Here is a 16,728-nt window from a genome sequence, read left to right on the forward strand (position 1 = left end):
ATGCCAACAGTCGAGGTCCGGACAGCGACGCCAGCAGACATTCCCCAACTCGTCGACGCCTATCAGTGGCTGTTCGCGCCGCCGGGAGCGACTCCGGACGACTGGGATCCGAAGACGGCCGCCGACCGCATCGCCCGCACCCTGACCGGTCCCGGCAGCAACATCCTGGTTTCGGTCGACACCGACGAGGTGGTCGGCTTCTGCACGATGTACCTCGATCTCGAATCGGTCCGCTTCGGGCAGCGCTGCTGGGTCGAGGATCTCGCCGTTCACCCCGAACGGCGGTCGGCGGGCTCCGGCGCCGCCCTGCTCAAAGCCGCCTGGCAGTGGGCGGCCGCGAACGGCGCCTCCCACCTGGAGCTCGACTCCGCCACCACCAGAGTCGACGCGCACCGGTTCTACGACCGTCACCAGCCGGCGACCCACTCGATCACCTTCGGCTGGCGCTCGGCCCCACGGGCATGACCACGGGATGATCCGGCTCGGCACGGATCCGGGCCGGACCATCCCCTGCTCAGGCCGCCGGTGGTGGGGCGAAGGCAGCGCGGAGTTGAACGTGCGCGGTCGGAGCCGCCTTCGTCCGGTCGAGCCCCAGGAGAGCAGCCCCGACAACAGGGGGTACGTCGACCACGTGCGGCACGGCCTTCGGTGCGGCGGCCGACAGCAGCCGCACGACGGTCTCCAGCAGCATCGGGTGCCCAGCGGTCAGTACGCCGCCGCCCAGCACCACATCGATCTGCTCGTCCAGTACGCCGAGTCGCCGCATCGCGACCGTGGCCATCGCGACGATCTCCTCCGCCTGGAACCGAACCACGTCCGCCGCGACCGCATCGCCGCCGGCCGCGACCTGGAAGAGCACCGGGGTCGCCTCCAGGCGGCGAGCGACCGGGATGTCCCCCAGGTGCAGCGCCTCGATCAACGCAGTCACCGACTCGACGCCGTAGTGCGCGGGAAGCGCTGTTGTCAGCGCCGTCGCGGGTCCCCGACCGTCTTCGGCTCGCGCCGCTGCCCAGAAGGCTTCATCGGCCAACTGCTGGCCGCCACCCCAGTCGCCGGAGATCTTCCCGACCGCCGCGAATCGCGCAGTACGGCCGTCCGGTAGCAGGCCGGCACAGTTGATGCCGGCGCCGCAGACGACGGCCACGCCACGCGGCTCGTCGACACCCGCGCGGAGCAACGCGAAGGTGTCGTTGGCGACGTACACGGACTCGGCCCAGCCGACGTACTCGAAGGCCGCGGCGAGGCGTTCCTCCTCGATCGGCAGGTCCGCGTTCGCCATACACGCCGAGATCTGCTGCACCAGCGGCCCTTCACCGAGAGTGAGCCCGGCTTCTCGTGCCGCCGCTGCAACGAGCGGGGCGAGCCCCTGGACCGCGGCCATCGCGCCGACGACGTGCGGCTCGAACCCACCACCGCGCGCAGTACCGAGCACGCGGCCCTCCGCGGACACCAGGGCCACGTCGGTCTTGCTGTTCCCGGCGTCGAAGGCGAGCACACCTCCTGGCACCAGAGCCTCGCCGGCCATCGTCACGCCCACGGAAGGTACTCGCGGTTGTGCGCGAGCAGCTTGTCGGTCAGGGCGTTCGCGTACTCGATCTGCCCGATCAGCGGATGCGCCAGCAGTGCGTTGAACACCCTCTCCGCACCACCCTTCAGAGCCGCCTCCAGAGCAAGATTCTCGTACGCCGTGACGTTGGCCACCAGCCCCGCGTACAGCGGTTCGAGCGGCGCGATCGGCAGCGGCGTCGTACCGGCGGCTCCGACCGTCGCCGGCACCTCGATCACCGCGTCGTCCGGGAGGAACGGCAACGCCCCGTTGTTCAAGGTGTTGACGACCTGAACGTCACCGGTGTCGTTCAGCAGCGACGACGCGAGCGCGACCGCGGCCTCCGAGTAGTAGGCGCCACCGCGCCGCTCGAGCAACGCGGGCTTCTCGTCGAGCGTCGGATCGGCGTACAGGTCCAGCAGTTCCTTCTCGATCTTCGCCACCTCGGCAGCACGCGACGGCTTCTCCAGCAGCTCGCGGACCACCTCGTCGTGCGCGTAGAAGTACCGCAGGTAGTACGACGGGACGACGCCGAGCTGCAGCAGCAACTCGGCCGGCAGGTGCAGGTCGTCGGCCAGTTCAGCGGCATGATTCGCGAGCAGCTTCGGCAGCACGTTCTCGCCGTTGACCGTGACCCCGCGCTCCCAGGTGAGGTGGTTCAGCCCGACGTGGTCGAGCGCCACCTCCTCCGGCGCGACGCCGAGGAACTTGGCGAACCGGCGCTGGAACCCGATCGCCACGTTGCACAGCCCGACCGCCTTGTGACCCTGCGACAACAGCGCGCGGGTGACGATCCCGACCGGGTTGGTGAAGTCGATGATCCACGCGTCGGGGTTGGTCTGCCGGACCCGCTCTGCGATGTCCAGCACGACAGGAACCGTGCGCAGCGCCTTCGCGAGGCCGCCCGCGCCGGTCGTCTCCTGGCCGACGCAACCGCATTCGAGCGGCCAGGTCTCGTCCTGGTTGCGGGCGGCCTGCCCGCCGACCCGCAGTTGCAGCAGGACCGCGTCCGCGCCCTCGATCCCCTCGTCCAGGTTCGAAGTGGTGACGACGCGACCCGGGTGGCCTTGTTTCGCGAAGATCCGCTGGGCCAGTCCGCCGACCAGTTCGAGCCGGTCGGCGGCCGGGTCGACCAGGACCAGCTCGGAGACCGGCAGCGAGTCGCGCAGCCGGGCGAAGCCGTCGATGAGTTCAGGTGTGTAGGTGGATCCGCCGCCTACGACTGTGAGTTTCAACCTTTGACCCCTGTGAGTGTGACGCCTTCGATGAAGGCCTTTTGGGCGAAGAAGAACAAGATGATCACCGGCGCCATCACCAGCAGGGTCGCTGCCATGGTGAGGTTCCAGTTCGTGTGGTGGGCGCCCTTGAAGCTTTCCAGGCCGTAGCTGAGTGTCCAGGCGGCCGGATTCTCACTGGCGTAGATCTGCGGTCCGAAGTAGTCGTTCCAACAATAGAAGAACTGGAACAACGCCACCGCGGCAATAGCGGGTTTCGCCATCGGCAGGATCACCCGCACCAGCGCCCGGAAGTCGCTGCAGCCGTCCACCTTGGCGGCGTCGACGTACTCCTTCGGGATGGTCAGCAGGAACTGGCGCAGCAGGAAGATCGAGAACGCGTCCGTGAAAGCCATCGGGATGATCAGCGGCCACAACGTCCCGGACAGGTGCAGTTGCTTGGCCCAGAACAGGTACATCGGCACGATGACGACCTGGGGCGGCAGCATCATCGTGGAGATCACCAGCAGCATCGCGAAGTTGCGGCCGCGGAACTTGAACCGGGCCAGCGCATAGGCGACCGGGATGCTGGACAGCAGCGTCAGCGCGGTACCCAACCCGGCGTACAGGAGGGTGTTCTTCCACCAGGTGAGGAAGCCCGGCGTCTCCCACACCGTGCGCAGGTTCTCCCAGTGCCAGCTGTCCGGCCACAGATTGCGGGTCAGCGCCTGCTGGTCGCTCATCAACGCGGTCAGGAAGACGAACACGAACGGCAGCACGAAGAACAACGCCGCCGCGAGCGCCAGCGCATGCACCGCGACCCAGTTCAAAAGCCTCGTACGCCGTACCGCGCGACCCGCCGCGGTCAGGCCGGGCGCCGTCGTGGGCGGCGCGTCCAGCTCGCGGTCGATCAACAAGTTGCTCATAGTTCGCAGTCCCCTAGTCGTCCGTGGCCAGGAAGCCACTGCCGCGGCGCATCAGGAACGCCGTGAACACCATCGCCAGTCCGAACAGCACCAGCGCGATCACACAGGCGCCACCGGTGTCGAACCGCTGGAAACCCAGGTGGTACACGAGTTGTGGCAGGGTCAGCGTCGACTTCTCCGGATACCCGGGTTCGAATTGTTGCCCTGAGCCACCGATCACCCCGCTCGCGACCTTCCCGGCCACGAGTGGCTGCGTGTAGTACTGCATGGTCTGGATCACGCCGGTGATGACCGCGAACAACACGATCGGCTGGATGTTCGGCAACGTGACGAACTTGAACCGCTGCCACCAGCCGGCGCCGTCGAGCGAGGCCGCCTCGTACTGCTCCTGCGGTACGTCGAGCAACGACGCCATGAAGATCACCATCAGGTCGCCGATCCCCCACAGAGCAAGGAGAGTCAACGCCGGCTTCGACCAGTGCGGGTCGCTGAACCAGCCCGGCTGCGGCAGCCCGAGCGAGCCGAGGATGTTGTTCACCGGCCCGGTCCCGGGGTTGAGCAGGAACGCGAACGCCATCGTCGCGGCCACCGGTGGCGCGAGGTACGGCAGGTAGAAGGCGGTCCGGAAGAACCCGGCGCCGGTCTTCACCTTGGTGATCAGCAGGCCGATTCCCAGCCCGAACAGCACTCGCAGCGTCACCATCACGATGACCAGCCACAAGGTGTTGCGCAACGCGGGCCAGAAGAACGGGTAGTCGGTGAAGACATAGGTCCAGTTCTTCAGCCCGACCCAGGTCGGCGCCGTGAACCCGTCGTACTTCATGAAGCTGAAGTAGACGGTCGAGACGAGCGGATAGAGGAAGAAGATGCTGACCCCGATCAGCCACGGGGACAGGAAGGCGAGGTTGCGCAGCCGTTCCTGGCGGCGCTTCCTCCGCAGGCCCTCGCTGAGCGCGGGCCTGCGGGCGGGTGCGATCGTGGTGGCAGTCATCACTTGGCCTGCGCGATGTCCTTGTCGACCTGCGCGTCGGTCCGGGCCAGCCCGGCCGCGAGGTCGGTCTGCTTACCGGCCTCGAAGGCGTAGCCGAAGTCCTGCAGGGTGAGCTGGTAGGCGCCGCCGTTCGGGCTGGCCGGGGTGGTGCTGCTCTTCGGGTGCTGGGCGATCTCGAGGAAGGTCTTGAAGTTCTCGTCCGCTTGGAGCTTCGGCGACTTCAGCGCGTCCAGGGTGGACGGCACGTTGTGGATCGCGTTGGCGAAGCTGACCACGGCGTCGGTGTCGGTGGTCATGAACTTCACCAGTTCCCAGGCCGCGTTCTGCTTCTGGCTGGTGTTGGCGATCCCGATGATGGTGCCGGACAGGTAGCCCTTGCCGTAGCTGTCGGCCTGGTCGTCCGGAACCGGGAACGGCGCGACGCCGATGTTGAACTTCACGCCGGCCTCCTTGGCCATCCCGAGCCGCCACTCGCCGTCGATCGCCATCGCCACCTGGCCGGTGTGGAACGGGTTCTTGGCACCGAACTCGTCGCCGAAGGTCGCGCGGTACTTCTCCAGCTTGGCGAAGCCGCCGAGCTCCTTGACCAGATTGCTCTGCCACTTCAGCATGTTCGCGAACGCCGGGTCGGCGGCCAGGTTCGACTTGCCCTCGGCGGTGAAGTACGTCGGGTTCCACTGCGCGGCGAAGTGCGTGGTGGTGGACTCGAAGCCGTGGAAGTTCGGCATGAACCCGAGCTGGGAGAAGCTGTCGCCCTTGGCCTTGGTCAGCTTCTTGGCAGCCGCGTCGAACTCGGACATCGTCTTCGGCGGACTCGTGATGCCGGCCGCCTTGAACGCATCCTTGTTGTAGTACAGGCCGTACGCGTCGTTCAGCAGCGGCAGCGTGCAGCGCGTGCCTTGGAACTGCGTGTAGTCCTGCAGTGGCTTCGGGAAAGTCTTGTCCAGGTCGACACCGGACTTGTCCAGGAAGGGCTTCAGGTCCGCGAAGACGTGCGACGCGCAGAACGTGCCGACGTTGTCGGTGGTGAACGACGACACGACGTCGGGTGAGTTCGGGCCGCCCGCGCGCAAGGCCTGCTTGATCTTGTCGTCGTTGATGTTGCCGACGACCTTCACCTTGATGTTGGGGAACTTGGCCTCGAAAGCCTTCACGTTGGCGTCGATGGCGGCCACCTCGCTCGGCGCGCTCCAGCCGTGCCAGAAGGTGATGGTGGTGTCCTTGGTCGCGTCGTCACTGGCCGTCGGCGCGGTCGACGTACCGGTGCAGGCGGTACCGAGCAACGCGATCGCCGCGGCGGCGAGGATTGCTCTGTGAACTCGGGGCATTTCCGTTTCTCCTGATCTGGCGTTCATGAGGGTGTGCGGATCCACCGGCGCAGGTCGACTTCCCTGTCCGTGCAGTGGTTTTGGCTACTGGTCCAGCTAGTCGCTACTGCCCCCGCTCGTGGTGCCGGCAGTGTCGAAGACTGCGTCGCGGGCGAAACTCAGGGCTGACTGCAACGCCCCGGCGAGGACAGGATCGGTCTGGATGGCGGTCATCAGCAGTCGCGGCCGCGGTACGGCGAGTTCGGCGAGCTCCTCCTCGACGAGCCCTCGCAACCGCTCGCCGCCGGCCGTGATGACGCCACCGGAGAGCACGATCAACTCCGGGTCGACCACGGCGACGATCGCGGCCAGACCGACCGCGAGGCGATGCGCGAACTCGTTCAGCAAGGCGTCACCGGCACCCGGAGTCTGCAGTGCGACGCCGATCGCGGCTTCCGGCGTACGGGCTCGGAGGCCGAGCGAGCGTGCCAGCTCGAGGACCGGTTCACCACCGGCGAGTTCCTGGAATCCGCCGGCATTGTTGCGACCGACGTTGCGGACCAGCGGCGTACCGGGCAAGGGCAGGAAGGCGACCTCGCCGGCGCCGCCGGTGGCGCCGCGGAGCAGGCGACCGCCGATCACGATCGCGGCGCCGATGCCTTCCTCGCCCCAGAGCAGGACGAAGTTGTCGCTGTCGCGGGCATGGCCGACCTGGCGCTCAGCCACCGCGGCGAGGTTGACGTCGTTCTCGACCTCGAGCGGTACTGCGATGGCCTCGGCGAGCTCGTCGAGCAGGTGCGGAGCGTGCCAGCCGGGCAGGTGGGTCGCGTACCTGAGGCGGCCGGTGGTCGGGTCGAATCCACCGGGCGTCCCGATCGACACGCGCCTCAGGCGATCCCGGCTCAGGCCCGCCTCGCCGAGGGCGCCGTCGATGGTCTTCATCACCCGCTCGACCGTGCCGCTCGCACTTCGCCCGGGCGTCGGCAACTCGAAGGTGCCGACCACCTTGCCGGTCAGATCAGCGATGGCTGCGCGGAACCTCGCCGGCGTGACATCCAGGCCGGCGACGTACGCGATGTCACCGTTGATCTCGTAGAGCTGCGCGTTCGGCCCGGGCCGGCCGGCGCTCGTACCGCGAGCGCGAACCAGCCCCGCACTCTCCAGCCGCGCAAGCAGCTGCGAGGCGGTCGGCTTCGACAGCCCACTCAGATTGCCCAGCGTCGTCCGCGACAACGGCCCTTGCGTGAGCAACAGCTCAAGCGCGGCCCGATCATTCATCGCCCGCAACAACCGAGGAGTCCCCGGGGTACCAGCCATCCCCCGACCTCCTCACCCTCGAACTGTTAGGAAACTTTCCTATTAACCCGAGACCGTACGGAGATATCCAGACCCTGTCAATCGATCAGCCCGTCACGATTGGGCGCGACGCGAACGGCGACGCCGCCCGAGGACACCGACCAGTACGCCGTATGCCAGTCCAGCCGGCACGGCGAGCTCGATACTCAGCCGATCGTCAAGCCGCGTCGACAGAAACAGATAGCCGCCCAAGCCCACCCACGCAGACATGTAGGCGCTCAGGAGAATCGGGTGACGGTTCTCCCAGTCCAGGGAACGACCATCGCGCAGATATCTCGGCGAAACGGCCATCAGAACCGCCAGGGGGCAGAACAGCAGACACCAGAGCGCATTGCGCAGGCTGGGCTCAGCGATGAAAGTGCCGATCCATCCCAAGCCGAGCACGGCGGCGGTGCCCCACCGCACCACTTTCGGCGGTTCGAAGGTCTTCTCGACCACCGGTTCGTCCACTAGGGCAGGCGCCAGTCGACCGGGGTGCCGCCTTGTTCGATCAGGAGGGCGTTGACTCGGCTGAACGGTCGCGAACCGAAGAACCCGCGATCGGCAGACATCGGACTCGGGTGCGCGCTCTCGACGTACGGCGTACTGCCGAGCATCGGCTTCAGCGTCTGCGCATCCCGCCCCCACAGGATCGCCACCAGCGGCCCGCCACGCTTCACCAACGCGTGAATCGCCTGCTCTGTAACGGCTTCCCAGCCTTTACCGCGATGCGAGCCGGACTTCCCCGGCTGCACTGTCAGCACTCTGTTCAGCATCAGCACGCCCTGCTCAGCCCACGGCGTCAGATCCCCGTTCGACGGCGCCGGTACGCCGACGTCGGCCATCAGCTCTTTGTAGATGTTCGCCAGACTCCGCGGAATCGGCCGCACATCAGGCGCCACCGAAAAACTCAACCCCACCGGATGCCCCGGCGTCGGATAGGGATCCTGCCCCACCACCAACACCTTCACCTCGTCCAACGGCTGCTTGAACGCCCGCAACACGTTCTCCCCCGCCGGCAGATACGGCCGCCCCGCGGCGATCTCCGCCCGCAGGAACTCCCCCATCCGCGCAACCACCCCCTCCACCGGCGCCAACGCCTCAGCCCAATCCGCCGCCACCAGCTCACCCAACGCCAAAGGACTCACCCGCCAACCTTCCCACCAGCCCACCCCCCAACGCCAACAGACTTCCCCCAACGCCCCGCCGCAGTCGTTCCTCCGTCACTCCCACTCCGGCGCTCCCACCCACCCCTCCCCCGCCACTCCTCCGTCCCAGCCCGTGCCCACGCGCGGGCACCCTCCTGCCGACCGTCCTGCAGAGGCGCCACGACCCCAGCCGCCACACCCCCCGACTCTGCGAGACCCGCCACGCTCGCGACACCCCGCCACACCCCGGCGCCCCCGGACACCCGCCATATCCCGCCACCCCGACACCCGCCACACTCCCGCGCGATCCCGCGCGATCCCCGCGCGATCCCCGCGCGATCCCGCGCGATCCGCGAGCGAACAGCACGGCATCTCGCCCTCCAAGCTCGGCCCGCAAGGTGTCCACATCGACCCGTTCGCCTGATTCACGGCAGCCGATGCTCGACGTCAATGACGAACTCCTCCGTCAACAGATACCTCCGGGGACCAGCCACCGACGCCGTCGAGCCGAGCCACCTACGCCATGGCGCCGGGCCGCCGGCTCACCGCCTCACCGGGCGCCAACTCAGATTGGCGAGACGGAGGCCGCCGAGCCGTCGAGCGGTCGAGCGGTCGAGCCGTCGAGGGCAACTACTCAGGTCGGCAGGACGGGCCGCCGAAGCACGTCGCCGCCAGAGGGCAAGCCGTGCTCGTCAAAGTTGGTACGGCCTTGGGGTACCGGCGGGCGACGTCGAGCGGACCAGCAGGGAACCGCTCATGCGCGGTGCTGGCGCCAGATGGAACGCCCGACCGGGAGCAGTGCTGGCGCCAGGTGCAACCCCCCGACCGGGAGCGGTACTGGCGCCGGGTGCACCCCCCCGACCGGGAGCGGTACTGGCGCCGGGTGCAACCCCCGACCGGGAGCGGTACTAGGGCCAGGTGCAACCCCCGACCGGGAGCCGTACCGGCGCCAGGTGGAATGTCCGGCTTCGCCGCCTGTCGATGGGCGGCGGGAGGTCCCGGCTCACGACGGCGCGCGAGCGGACGAAGTACTGGTGGTTCGTTTGTGGCTCCTGGTTGGAGCCGGAGTGGTTAGCCGGTGTCGAGGTGGGTGGGGCCCCAGGGGTCGAAGTCGGGGGTGGGGTTTGTGGGGAAGGGGGCTGGGTCTTCTACCAGCGGGAAGGCGCGGACCGGGCGCAAGGGGGTGTGACCGGCGGGGTTTGTGACCTCGTCGTCAACGGCAGCCTCGCGGATTAGGGCCGCGGGGAAGCTTCGGGGTGGGTCGGTCCAGCGGGGGCGGGTGACCTGGACTTTCCCGTTGGTGATGGTGACGGTGAAGTGACCCGCGTGGACTGCGAGGTGGTGGACGCCGCACAGCAATGCGAGGTTTTCCAAGCTGGTCGAGCCGCCGTCGGCCCAGTGCACGATGTGGTGGGCGTGGCAGTAGCGGGGCGCCGCGCCGCAGACGACGCATCCTTTGTCGCGGCGGTTGAGTGCTTCGCGCAGAGCCTTGGTGACGTACCGGTGTTCGCGGCCGACGTCGAGGGGCTCGGACTCCGAGCCGAGAACGACCGGGATGATCCCGGCATCGCAGGCCAGGCGCCGGACTGCCGAGGCAGACAAGCCGTCCCCGAATTGGAGCTCGCCGATCGCATTGCGGGTATCGCTGACGAGGTCGGCATAGTCGATGGTGACGGTGACGTGTGGCTTGACGCCACCACGGCCGGGAAGGTCACCGGTGTCGGCTGCTGCCGTCAGAATCTGAACGAGAGCATCGGCCTGGCGCTTCTCACGCGATCGTGGATCGAATTGCCCGTCGACCTTGTGCGGCTTGGCGGCTGCTTCGACGAGGGTGCGGAGAAGTTCGGCGTTGTCATTGGCGAGGAAACCGGCGAACTTGACGCCCTGATCGGCGTTAGTCAGGCGTAACGCCTCTCGCCGAGCGGCCGCTTCTTCAGCCGGCTCAGGCCCGTCGGTATCCAAGACATCGCGAATCCGCTGGCCGAGTCTCCTCAGCTCGCCAGGGCGCAGGTGCCGGGCAGCCTCGACCAGTTGCTGCTCAGCCACCAGCAGGTCCTCCACCTCAACGTTGGCCTTGGGTACTGCTTCGAGCGCAGACACGATCGCTTCGGCCTGCCCGACGTGCAGCAGCACCGGCAGCAGCTCCTGATCCGTTTCGTCAGCCGCTACACCTTCGCCAGGCGCGGAATCGGAGTACTGCACCATCGCGTCATCCCCCGGCGGCGCGAAGGGATCGGGCAGCGCGGCGGTCACGGCCGGGTACTTCGACAAGGCGGCAGCCAGATTCAGATCCCGTTGAACCTGAGGCTGATTGAGCCGGTACCGCGCGGACACGAACCGCACGGTGCTTTCACCACTGATCTCCTTGGTCCGACCGGTCTCCTCCAGACGACCAAGTACGCCGAGCCGATAGGTCTCCAGGCGCGCGAACTCGGCGTGCAACGCGTCGAGAGCAGCGACCGCTTCGTCGCCACTCATCGCCCACGAAGGCCGAAGAACCTGGAGTTCCATACCCCAAACCCTAACCCCACCCACCGACAGTTTCTGAGCCCACAACCCCTTACCTACAAGGGATTTCGACCGCGCGCCACAACGCGAGTTCTCCACAGCACCAGACAACCCTGTGGACGGAGGACCCGGCCAGGAGCCAACCCGCATCTGGTCGCGAGCCGCGATGGAGGAGCGGCGGGTTGGGGTGGGCGGGAGCAGGCGGGAGTGACGGAGGAACGAGCGCGATGGCTGCGCGGGGACGTAGTACGAGGCGTGTTGGTCAGACGGAAGCGTTGAAGCGCCTGGTAGGAATTGCACTGGCCTCGCAAGGTATGAGCTTGCGAGGCCTTTGTGTGGGTGGATCAGGCGGTGGCGCAGACGGCGTAGGCGGTGAGGGACCAAGTGGCTGTGGTGCCGTCCTGGTCTTCGAAGGCTTCGGCTCGGACCGAGGTGAGGTCTTCGGAGGGGACCACGTCGTCGAGGAGGACCTGGCCTTTGGCGTTGGTGAGTTCGTGGCCCGTGCCGACGACCTTCTTGCCCGCGGGACAGGTGGCGGTCACAGACTTGTTCGTCGCCGAGTCGGTGGGCGATGTCGCCGCCACCCGCTCGAGACCGGGCAGGGCTTCGCCGCAGCGGGCACTGGCGGTCGCGCTCCAGTTGTCGGCGCGGCCCGCCTGGGACTCGAAGACGTCGACGGTCACCTTGGTCAGATCGGCGCTCGGGATCGCATCGTCCAGAACCAGCCGGCCGCCATCCGACGTACTGGCTGCCGCGCCGGTCGTGAAGGTTCCGGCCGGGCAGCTGACCGTGACAGCCTTCTCGGCTGCGGAGTTGGACGCAGTGAAGGCGTTCACCGAGTCGCGTCGACCCATGTCAGAGCAGATCGCGTACGCCGTGACGGACCACGTGTTCGCAGTACCGTCGGCGTCTTCGTCGGCGGAGACGCTGCCCCACTCGCGCTCGATGTCCGTGTACGTCGACAGGCCGGCCTGGCCGCGGCCGCCGGACACCTCGCCGCCCGCTCCGGTGATCGACTCGCCTGGCGCGCATTCGGCGGTCGCCCGCGCAGTGGCAGGCGAGCCGACAGCGGAGGCCGCGGCAACCCGGTGCAGACCCGGTACTGCGGCCGTCGCCGCTTGGGCGCTGAGGACGGTGAACGGGGCGAGCGCGGCGGCGAGCAGGGCCGCGCCGAACGAGGTGGCTGCAAACGGAGTCATGCGGCCTACGGTCTCCGACGATTCCGGTCTGGACCACCCATTCCAGACCGATCGAAACTCCAGCCCTTGACCTCTATGTAATCATGATTACATGAATACACAGCATGAGGGTGAGCGAGTGAGGGGTTGGCTGACCGGCCGGCTCCCCTCGGCCTGGTTCGAGGGTGAACCAGAGGTGAGTATCGACCGCGACGAGATCCTCGTGGTCGGCACGATCCCGGCTCCGCAGCAGGACGGCGAGGTCAGCGCGGCCGCGCGGTCCGCCGCCGAGGAGGGCCGGATCAAGCAGTTCCGGGAGGACACCCGGGAGAAGCGGATCGAGATCGCCCGCGAACTCGAGCACGCGACCCGCAAGAAGGTCGCCTGGGGCGTCCAGGCCGGCGGCACGCGCACAGTCTTCACGTCGCTGTCCGCGCCGGTGATGACCCGGCTGCGGCAGCCGGAGCGGCAGGTGCTGGACACGCTCGTCGACGCCGGCGTCGCGCGCTCCCGCAGCGACGCGCTCGGCTGGTGCGTGAAGCTGGTCGCCCAGCACAGCGAAAGCTGGCTGGCCGAACTGCGCGACGCGATGGCCAAGGTCGAGGACGTCCGCCGCGCCGGCCCCGACGCCACTGCCGCGACCGAGAGCTGAAGTCCCGCGAAGGCATCACAGCGGCCGACGGTTCGTAGTACAGGGCCATGGTCTGTACTACGAACCGCTCGGTGAGGCGGGCTCGATCCGATCCGACCGAGCCCGCCGGTTTCCTCAGGCCGGCGAGTGGGAGGTGGCCCCTTCCGGCCCGAGGGGTCTACCGGTTGTCGCCGGTCCAGTTGCCGTTCGAACCGCTGGTGCCGTTCGACCAGCTACCGGACTGCTGCGAACCGTGCGCTGCCGGGTACGGCGCCTCCGCGGTCCCCTGACCGTTCGAGTAACTACCGTCGCCCTGGTCGTAGCCGCCCTGTCGCTGGTTCGGGTCGTAGCCACCGTGGTTCGGGACGTAGCTCTGGCCCGCAGTGCCGTTGGCAGGAGCAGCCGACTTCATCGCAGAACCACGCTCGAACAGCGTCTGCAGTGCCTGGCCGGCCAGCTCGCGGCCCCCGAGGCCGAAAGCGAGTCCGAGCGCCAGGGCCGCACCACCGAGCACGATCAGCAGCGTGTTGCCGGTCAGCTGGACCGCGATGCCGAGCTGGGTCAGCGCCGCGAACGCCGCGTACACGAGGATCGCGTACCGGCCGACCTTGGCCAGCGTCTCGTTGCCGGTCGCCCCACGGATGATCGCGGCCAGGAAGTTCGCGAACAGCGCCGCCAGGCAGACGATCACGATCGCGGCGAAGATGCGCGGGATGTAGCCGAGCATGTCGCTCATGAAGTTCGAGATCTCCGGTACGCCGAGCGCGGAGGCGAACATCGTGAAGCTGATCAGGAACACGAACCAGAACACGACCTTGCCCAGCATCGCCGACGCGGTCAGCCCGGTGCCCGACCGCTGCAGCACGCCGGACACACCGGCCCGTTCCATCCATTGGTCGAACCCGACCTTGCCGAGCAGTTTCCCGACCAGCTTGCCGAGCACCTTGGCGACGATGTAGCCGACGACCAGGATGACGAGGCCGCCGAGCAGGTTCGGGACGAACCCGAGAAGCTTGCTGAAGGCATCTTCGAACGGTTGCGTGAAGTCGATTGCCAGTGCGGACATCGGCCTTCCTCTCCGGATTGGCCCGCACCCGCCCCGCACGCATGCATCCGCGCGACTCCGGCTACGGGCGGATTGCAGTGGTGTCTGACTCACCCGTGCCCCCGCAAACCGCCCGCAAACCTCATTCAGTAACGCAATGTGATTGCTTAAGGCAAGAACAGTGATGACCGGCCGGTACTCCGGCGCAAAGCGCGGCCGGGTGCACCCGGCCGCACCGGGACTTCGAGGCGTCTTGAGATGATGACGGGATGACCGATGTCGTGATCCGCCGCGCCACCCTCGACGACGTTCCCGCGATCATCGCGATGCTCGCCGACGACCCCCTCGGAGCGACCAGGGAGACGCCCGACGACCTCACGCCGTACCGGCGGGCCTTCGAGGCCATCGACAGCGATCCGAACCAACTGCTGGTCGTTGCCGACCGCAACGACGAGGTGATCGGCACGCTCCAGTTGACGATCATCCCCGGACTGTCCCGTCAGGGCGCGACCCGGGCGCTGGTCGAAGCGGTCCGGGTCGCCGCGTCAGCCCGCGGTACCGGCCTCGGGACCACCTTGATGGAGTGGTCGATCGAGGAGGCCCGCGCCCGCGGCTGCTCGATGATCCAGCTCACCTCGGACAAGACCCGTACCGACGCGCACCGCTTCTACATCGACCGCCTCGGCTTCACCAACAGCCACGAGGGCTTCAAACTCGCGCTCTAGGAGACGTACTCCGCCGACGCCTTCCAGGTATTGCAGGACGCCGGGCTCGCGGAGTCGAAGGCGGAACTGGTCCAGTACTGGTTGTTCTCCTCGGATCCGTGGTCTCGCGCCCCGCCTGACTCGTCACCGCTGGACATGTCGTCCTGCAGTCCCTCGAGGCGCTCACCGACAAGGTGCAGAGATTGCTTGTCGGCCCCCAGGAAGGCGGCGCCGAAGCAACTCGCCTGCAGTTCTGTCCGCCTGCTCTCCTGCAGTTGCGCGTCGCCGGACGCCCGCTCGTACCGATCGTCGGCGAAGGCCCCGATCCCGACCAGCTCCTGGACATGGTGGCCGTACTCGTGCGCCATCACGTCCATCAGCGCTGTCTGCGCATAAGGCTGCTCGTCGCGACGCTTCGTGACGTACTCCGGCCAGTCGAGATAGATCTTGTGGTTCTCCGGGCAGTAGAAGGCGACCGCGCCGTCGTCCGCCGGCCCGCACGGGGACGACGTCTTGTCCTTGTAGGCGGCGAAATCCGGCGGGTAGAAGGAGAAGCCCGCGCGGGTCAGCAACTGGTTCCAGCTCCGGTTGAGGCAGCCCACCATCACCCGGGCATAGGCGATCACCACCGCACTCGAACGCAGCCGATCATTCGGCGGCCGGCAGCCACTCCTCGGCACCCTGCCCGCCTTGTAGAGCGCGTTGTCCATCAGAGCAGCCTCGTTGTCGACCCACTCGGCGGTGGCGACATCGGACGGCGCCGAAGGCTCCGTACTGCGGGGTGCCTGGCTCGCGCTGACCGGCACCGGATCCGCGACGGGAGCCGGATCGCCTTGGAGGGCGATTCCGGCTCCGGCGGCGAGCAGCACCAGTACGCCGAGCAAGTAGGCCGGTCGCAGCGTCATGACACCCGGGCAGCCGCGGCTGTGTAGGTGTTGCAGGACGCCGGGTTGGCGCTGCTGAAGGCGGGACCGGCCCAGGGCCACTGGTTCTTGCGGGCACCGTGGTCGCGGAGCTTCTTCGGGCTGTACTCGTCGCCGCTGTGCTGGATCGAGGACCGCCAGGAGTCCAGCTTCGCGCCGGAGAAGCCGAGGGACTCCTTGTTCGCGCCCAGGAACGCGGCACCGAGGCAGGTCGCCTGCAGTTCGAGGCGCCGGCTCTCCTCCAGCTTCGCGGCCTGTGTCTTGGCCCAGCCCTCGCGCGACTGCGAGGAGATGGAGATGTTGGTGAGGTACTGCACGTGGTGCCCGTACTCGTGAGCGAGCGTGTTCATCATCCAGGTCCGCGCGGCGAGCGGATTCCGCCGGTACGTCTTGAGGTCCTCCTGCCAGTCCATGTTGATCGACTCGTCGGCAGGGCAGTAATAGGCGCTGGTCGTCTCGCCCGTACAGGTGGACGAGGTCTGCTTGCTCAGCAGCGTCAGCCGCGGCGCGCGGAACGGGTACCCGGCCTTACGGACCAGCGGTGCCCACGCGTTGTTCAAGCAGGGCAGCAGTGCCTGGTAGTAGCGCAGCATCGCCGACTGGCCGGTCAGCTTGATGGCAGGCTCGGTGCACCTGACCGACGGCACCTTTCCGACCGTGTAGAGCTTGTTCTGCTTGACCCGTACGTCGTCCGGCACCGGCTTGACCGTGACAGTCACCGTCGCCTGGGGCGGGGCCGGCAACGGCTCCTGGGATTCGTGCACCGACGGCTTGGCCAGTGGGTTCTGCACCGAGCCGTCGTAGGAGTCGGCCAGCTTGAGGCTCGTGATCCCACCGCCGACCAACAGCGCCAGCAGCAGCACACCGAGCCCTGCGATCGCCGGCGTCGACATCCGGCGGGACGGCTTCACCTCGGTGTGCCCGGCCGCGAACTGCGAAGCGGCCCGCGTCGACGGCGAGTGCCAACCGGTCCGGCGTGCACCACCGGCCTGGCGGCTGCCCTGCAGCGGCACGACGGGTGCCCCCGGCAACGGGGCCGGCGGCGGGCCGCCGTACTCGGTGCCGCTGTACTCCGTCCGCAGCGGCACCGCCTTCTTCAGTGACGGGTCCACCTCGCTCTGTACGGGCCGGGGCTTCCCCAGGCTCAGCGGCCGGCCGATGGGCTGCGAGGGGCCGGTCCCGGCGTCGCCCGGAGCATCACCCGTGCCGCCCGGCAGGAAGTGCCCAGGCCCGGGCGCAGAGTCGTCCGCCATCTGTCTTCCCCAGTCCTCG

Annotated in this window: 16 protein-coding genes; 3 read left to right on the forward strand and 13 right to left on the reverse strand. The window is 67.9% G+C overall.

The window, feature by feature from the left end; translation table 11 throughout:
- Positions 1 to 465 carry a GNAT family N-acetyltransferase gene (locus EV138_RS11460; protein ID WP_133978489.1) on the forward strand — a complete coding sequence of 155 codons (465 nt, stop codon included), beginning with the start codon at positions 1 to 3 and terminating at the stop codon, positions 463 to 465.
- A 49-nt stretch (positions 466 to 514) separates the two neighbouring features.
- On the opposite strand, the gene EV138_RS11465 is transcribed toward EV138_RS11460, so the two are convergent.
- The 10 genes from EV138_RS11465 to EV138_RS11510 all read right to left on the reverse strand — a co-directional run bounded on the left by EV138_RS11465 (position 515) and on the right by EV138_RS11510 (position 12,174).
- Entirely contained in the window at positions 515 to 1,525 is a 1,011-nt protein-coding gene (locus EV138_RS11465; protein ID WP_133981848.1) for an N-acetylglucosamine kinase, read from the reverse strand.
- A 2-nt stretch (positions 1,526 to 1,527) separates the two neighbouring features.
- Positions 1,528 to 2,781 (reverse strand): 6-phospho-beta-glucosidase, encoded by a 1,254-nt coding sequence (locus EV138_RS11470; RefSeq protein ID WP_133978491.1) that lies wholly within the window; start codon positions 2,779 to 2,781, stop codon positions 1,528 to 1,530.
- The gene (locus tag EV138_RS11475) at positions 2,778 to 3,686 is read right to left on the reverse strand and encodes a carbohydrate ABC transporter permease (RefSeq protein WP_133978493.1); all 909 of its coding nucleotides are present in this window, start codon (positions 3,684 to 3,686) and stop codon (positions 2,778 to 2,780) included. The genes EV138_RS11470 and EV138_RS11475 overlap by 4 nt, the downstream gene beginning before the upstream one ends.
- Positions 3,687 to 3,699: 13 nt before the next feature.
- Entirely contained in the window at positions 3,700 to 4,677 is a 978-nt protein-coding gene (locus tag EV138_RS11480) for a carbohydrate ABC transporter permease (protein ID WP_133978495.1), read from the reverse strand.
- On the reverse strand, positions 4,677 to 6,005 hold the full coding sequence (locus tag EV138_RS11485) for an ABC transporter substrate-binding protein (protein WP_133978497.1): 1,329 nt from the start codon (positions 6,003 to 6,005) through the stop codon (positions 4,677 to 4,679). The genes EV138_RS11480 and EV138_RS11485 overlap by 1 nt, the downstream gene beginning before the upstream one ends.
- A gap of 96 nt (positions 6,006 to 6,101) precedes the next feature.
- The gene (locus EV138_RS11490) at positions 6,102 to 7,301 is read right to left on the reverse strand and encodes an ROK family transcriptional regulator (RefSeq protein WP_133978500.1); all 1,200 of its coding nucleotides are present in this window, start codon (positions 7,299 to 7,301) and stop codon (positions 6,102 to 6,104) included.
- 93 nt (positions 7,302 to 7,394) lie between these two features.
- Positions 7,395 to 7,778, reverse strand: coding sequence for a hypothetical protein (locus EV138_RS11495; protein WP_133978502.1), 384 nt, complete (start codon positions 7,776 to 7,778; stop codon positions 7,395 to 7,397).
- 11 nt (positions 7,779 to 7,789) lie between these two features.
- Positions 7,790 to 8,467 carry a uracil-DNA glycosylase gene (locus tag EV138_RS11500; protein ID WP_112246166.1) on the reverse strand — a complete coding sequence of 226 codons (678 nt, stop codon included), beginning with the start codon at positions 8,465 to 8,467 and terminating at the stop codon, positions 7,790 to 7,792.
- A 1,071-nt stretch (positions 8,468 to 9,538) separates the two neighbouring features.
- Positions 9,539 to 10,909 carry an HNH endonuclease gene (locus EV138_RS11505; RefSeq protein WP_166678555.1) on the reverse strand — a complete coding sequence of 457 codons (1,371 nt, stop codon included), beginning with the start codon at positions 10,907 to 10,909 and terminating at the stop codon, positions 9,539 to 9,541.
- A 410-nt stretch (positions 10,910 to 11,319) separates the two neighbouring features.
- A complete protein-coding gene (locus tag EV138_RS11510; RefSeq protein ID WP_133978506.1) occupies positions 11,320 to 12,174 on the reverse strand; it encodes a hypothetical protein in 855 nt (284 codons plus the stop codon).
- A 91-nt stretch (positions 12,175 to 12,265) separates the two neighbouring features.
- On the opposite strand from EV138_RS11510, the gene abmR reads away from it, so the two are divergent.
- A complete protein-coding gene (gene abmR, locus EV138_RS11515; RefSeq protein ID WP_133978508.1) occupies positions 12,266 to 12,805 on the forward strand; it encodes an ATP-binding transcription factor AbmR in 540 nt (179 codons plus the stop codon).
- A 157-nt stretch (positions 12,806 to 12,962) separates the two neighbouring features.
- Here abmR and EV138_RS11520 read toward each other — a convergent pair whose 3' ends face one another.
- Positions 12,963 to 13,850 (reverse strand): mechanosensitive ion channel family protein, encoded by an 888-nt coding sequence (locus tag EV138_RS11520; RefSeq protein ID WP_133978510.1) that lies wholly within the window; start codon positions 13,848 to 13,850, stop codon positions 12,963 to 12,965.
- 248 nt (positions 13,851 to 14,098) lie between these two features.
- Here EV138_RS11520 and EV138_RS11525 point away from each other — a divergent pair, with 248 nt between their 5' ends.
- The gene (locus EV138_RS11525) at positions 14,099 to 14,554 is read left to right on the forward strand and encodes a GNAT family N-acetyltransferase (RefSeq protein WP_133978512.1); all 456 of its coding nucleotides are present in this window, start codon (positions 14,099 to 14,101) and stop codon (positions 14,552 to 14,554) included.
- Here EV138_RS11525 and EV138_RS11530 read toward each other — a convergent pair.
- The gene (locus EV138_RS11530) at positions 14,551 to 15,438 is read right to left on the reverse strand and encodes a neutral zinc metallopeptidase (protein WP_133978514.1); all 888 of its coding nucleotides are present in this window, start codon (positions 15,436 to 15,438) and stop codon (positions 14,551 to 14,553) included. The two genes, EV138_RS11525 and EV138_RS11530, sit on opposite strands and share 4 nt — an antisense overlap.
- On the reverse strand, positions 15,435 to 16,709 hold the full coding sequence (locus tag EV138_RS11535; protein ID WP_133978516.1) for a neutral zinc metallopeptidase: 1,275 nt from the start codon (positions 16,707 to 16,709) through the stop codon (positions 15,435 to 15,437). Before EV138_RS11535 ends, EV138_RS11530 begins: the two co-directional genes overlap by 4 nt.
- Positions 16,710 to 16,728: the final 19 nt, after the last annotated feature.

It is taken from the genome of Kribbella voronezhensis (assembly GCF_004365175.1).
In the GTDB taxonomy this organism is placed as follows: Bacteria; Actinomycetota; Actinomycetes; order Propionibacteriales; family Kribbellaceae; genus Kribbella; species Kribbella voronezhensis.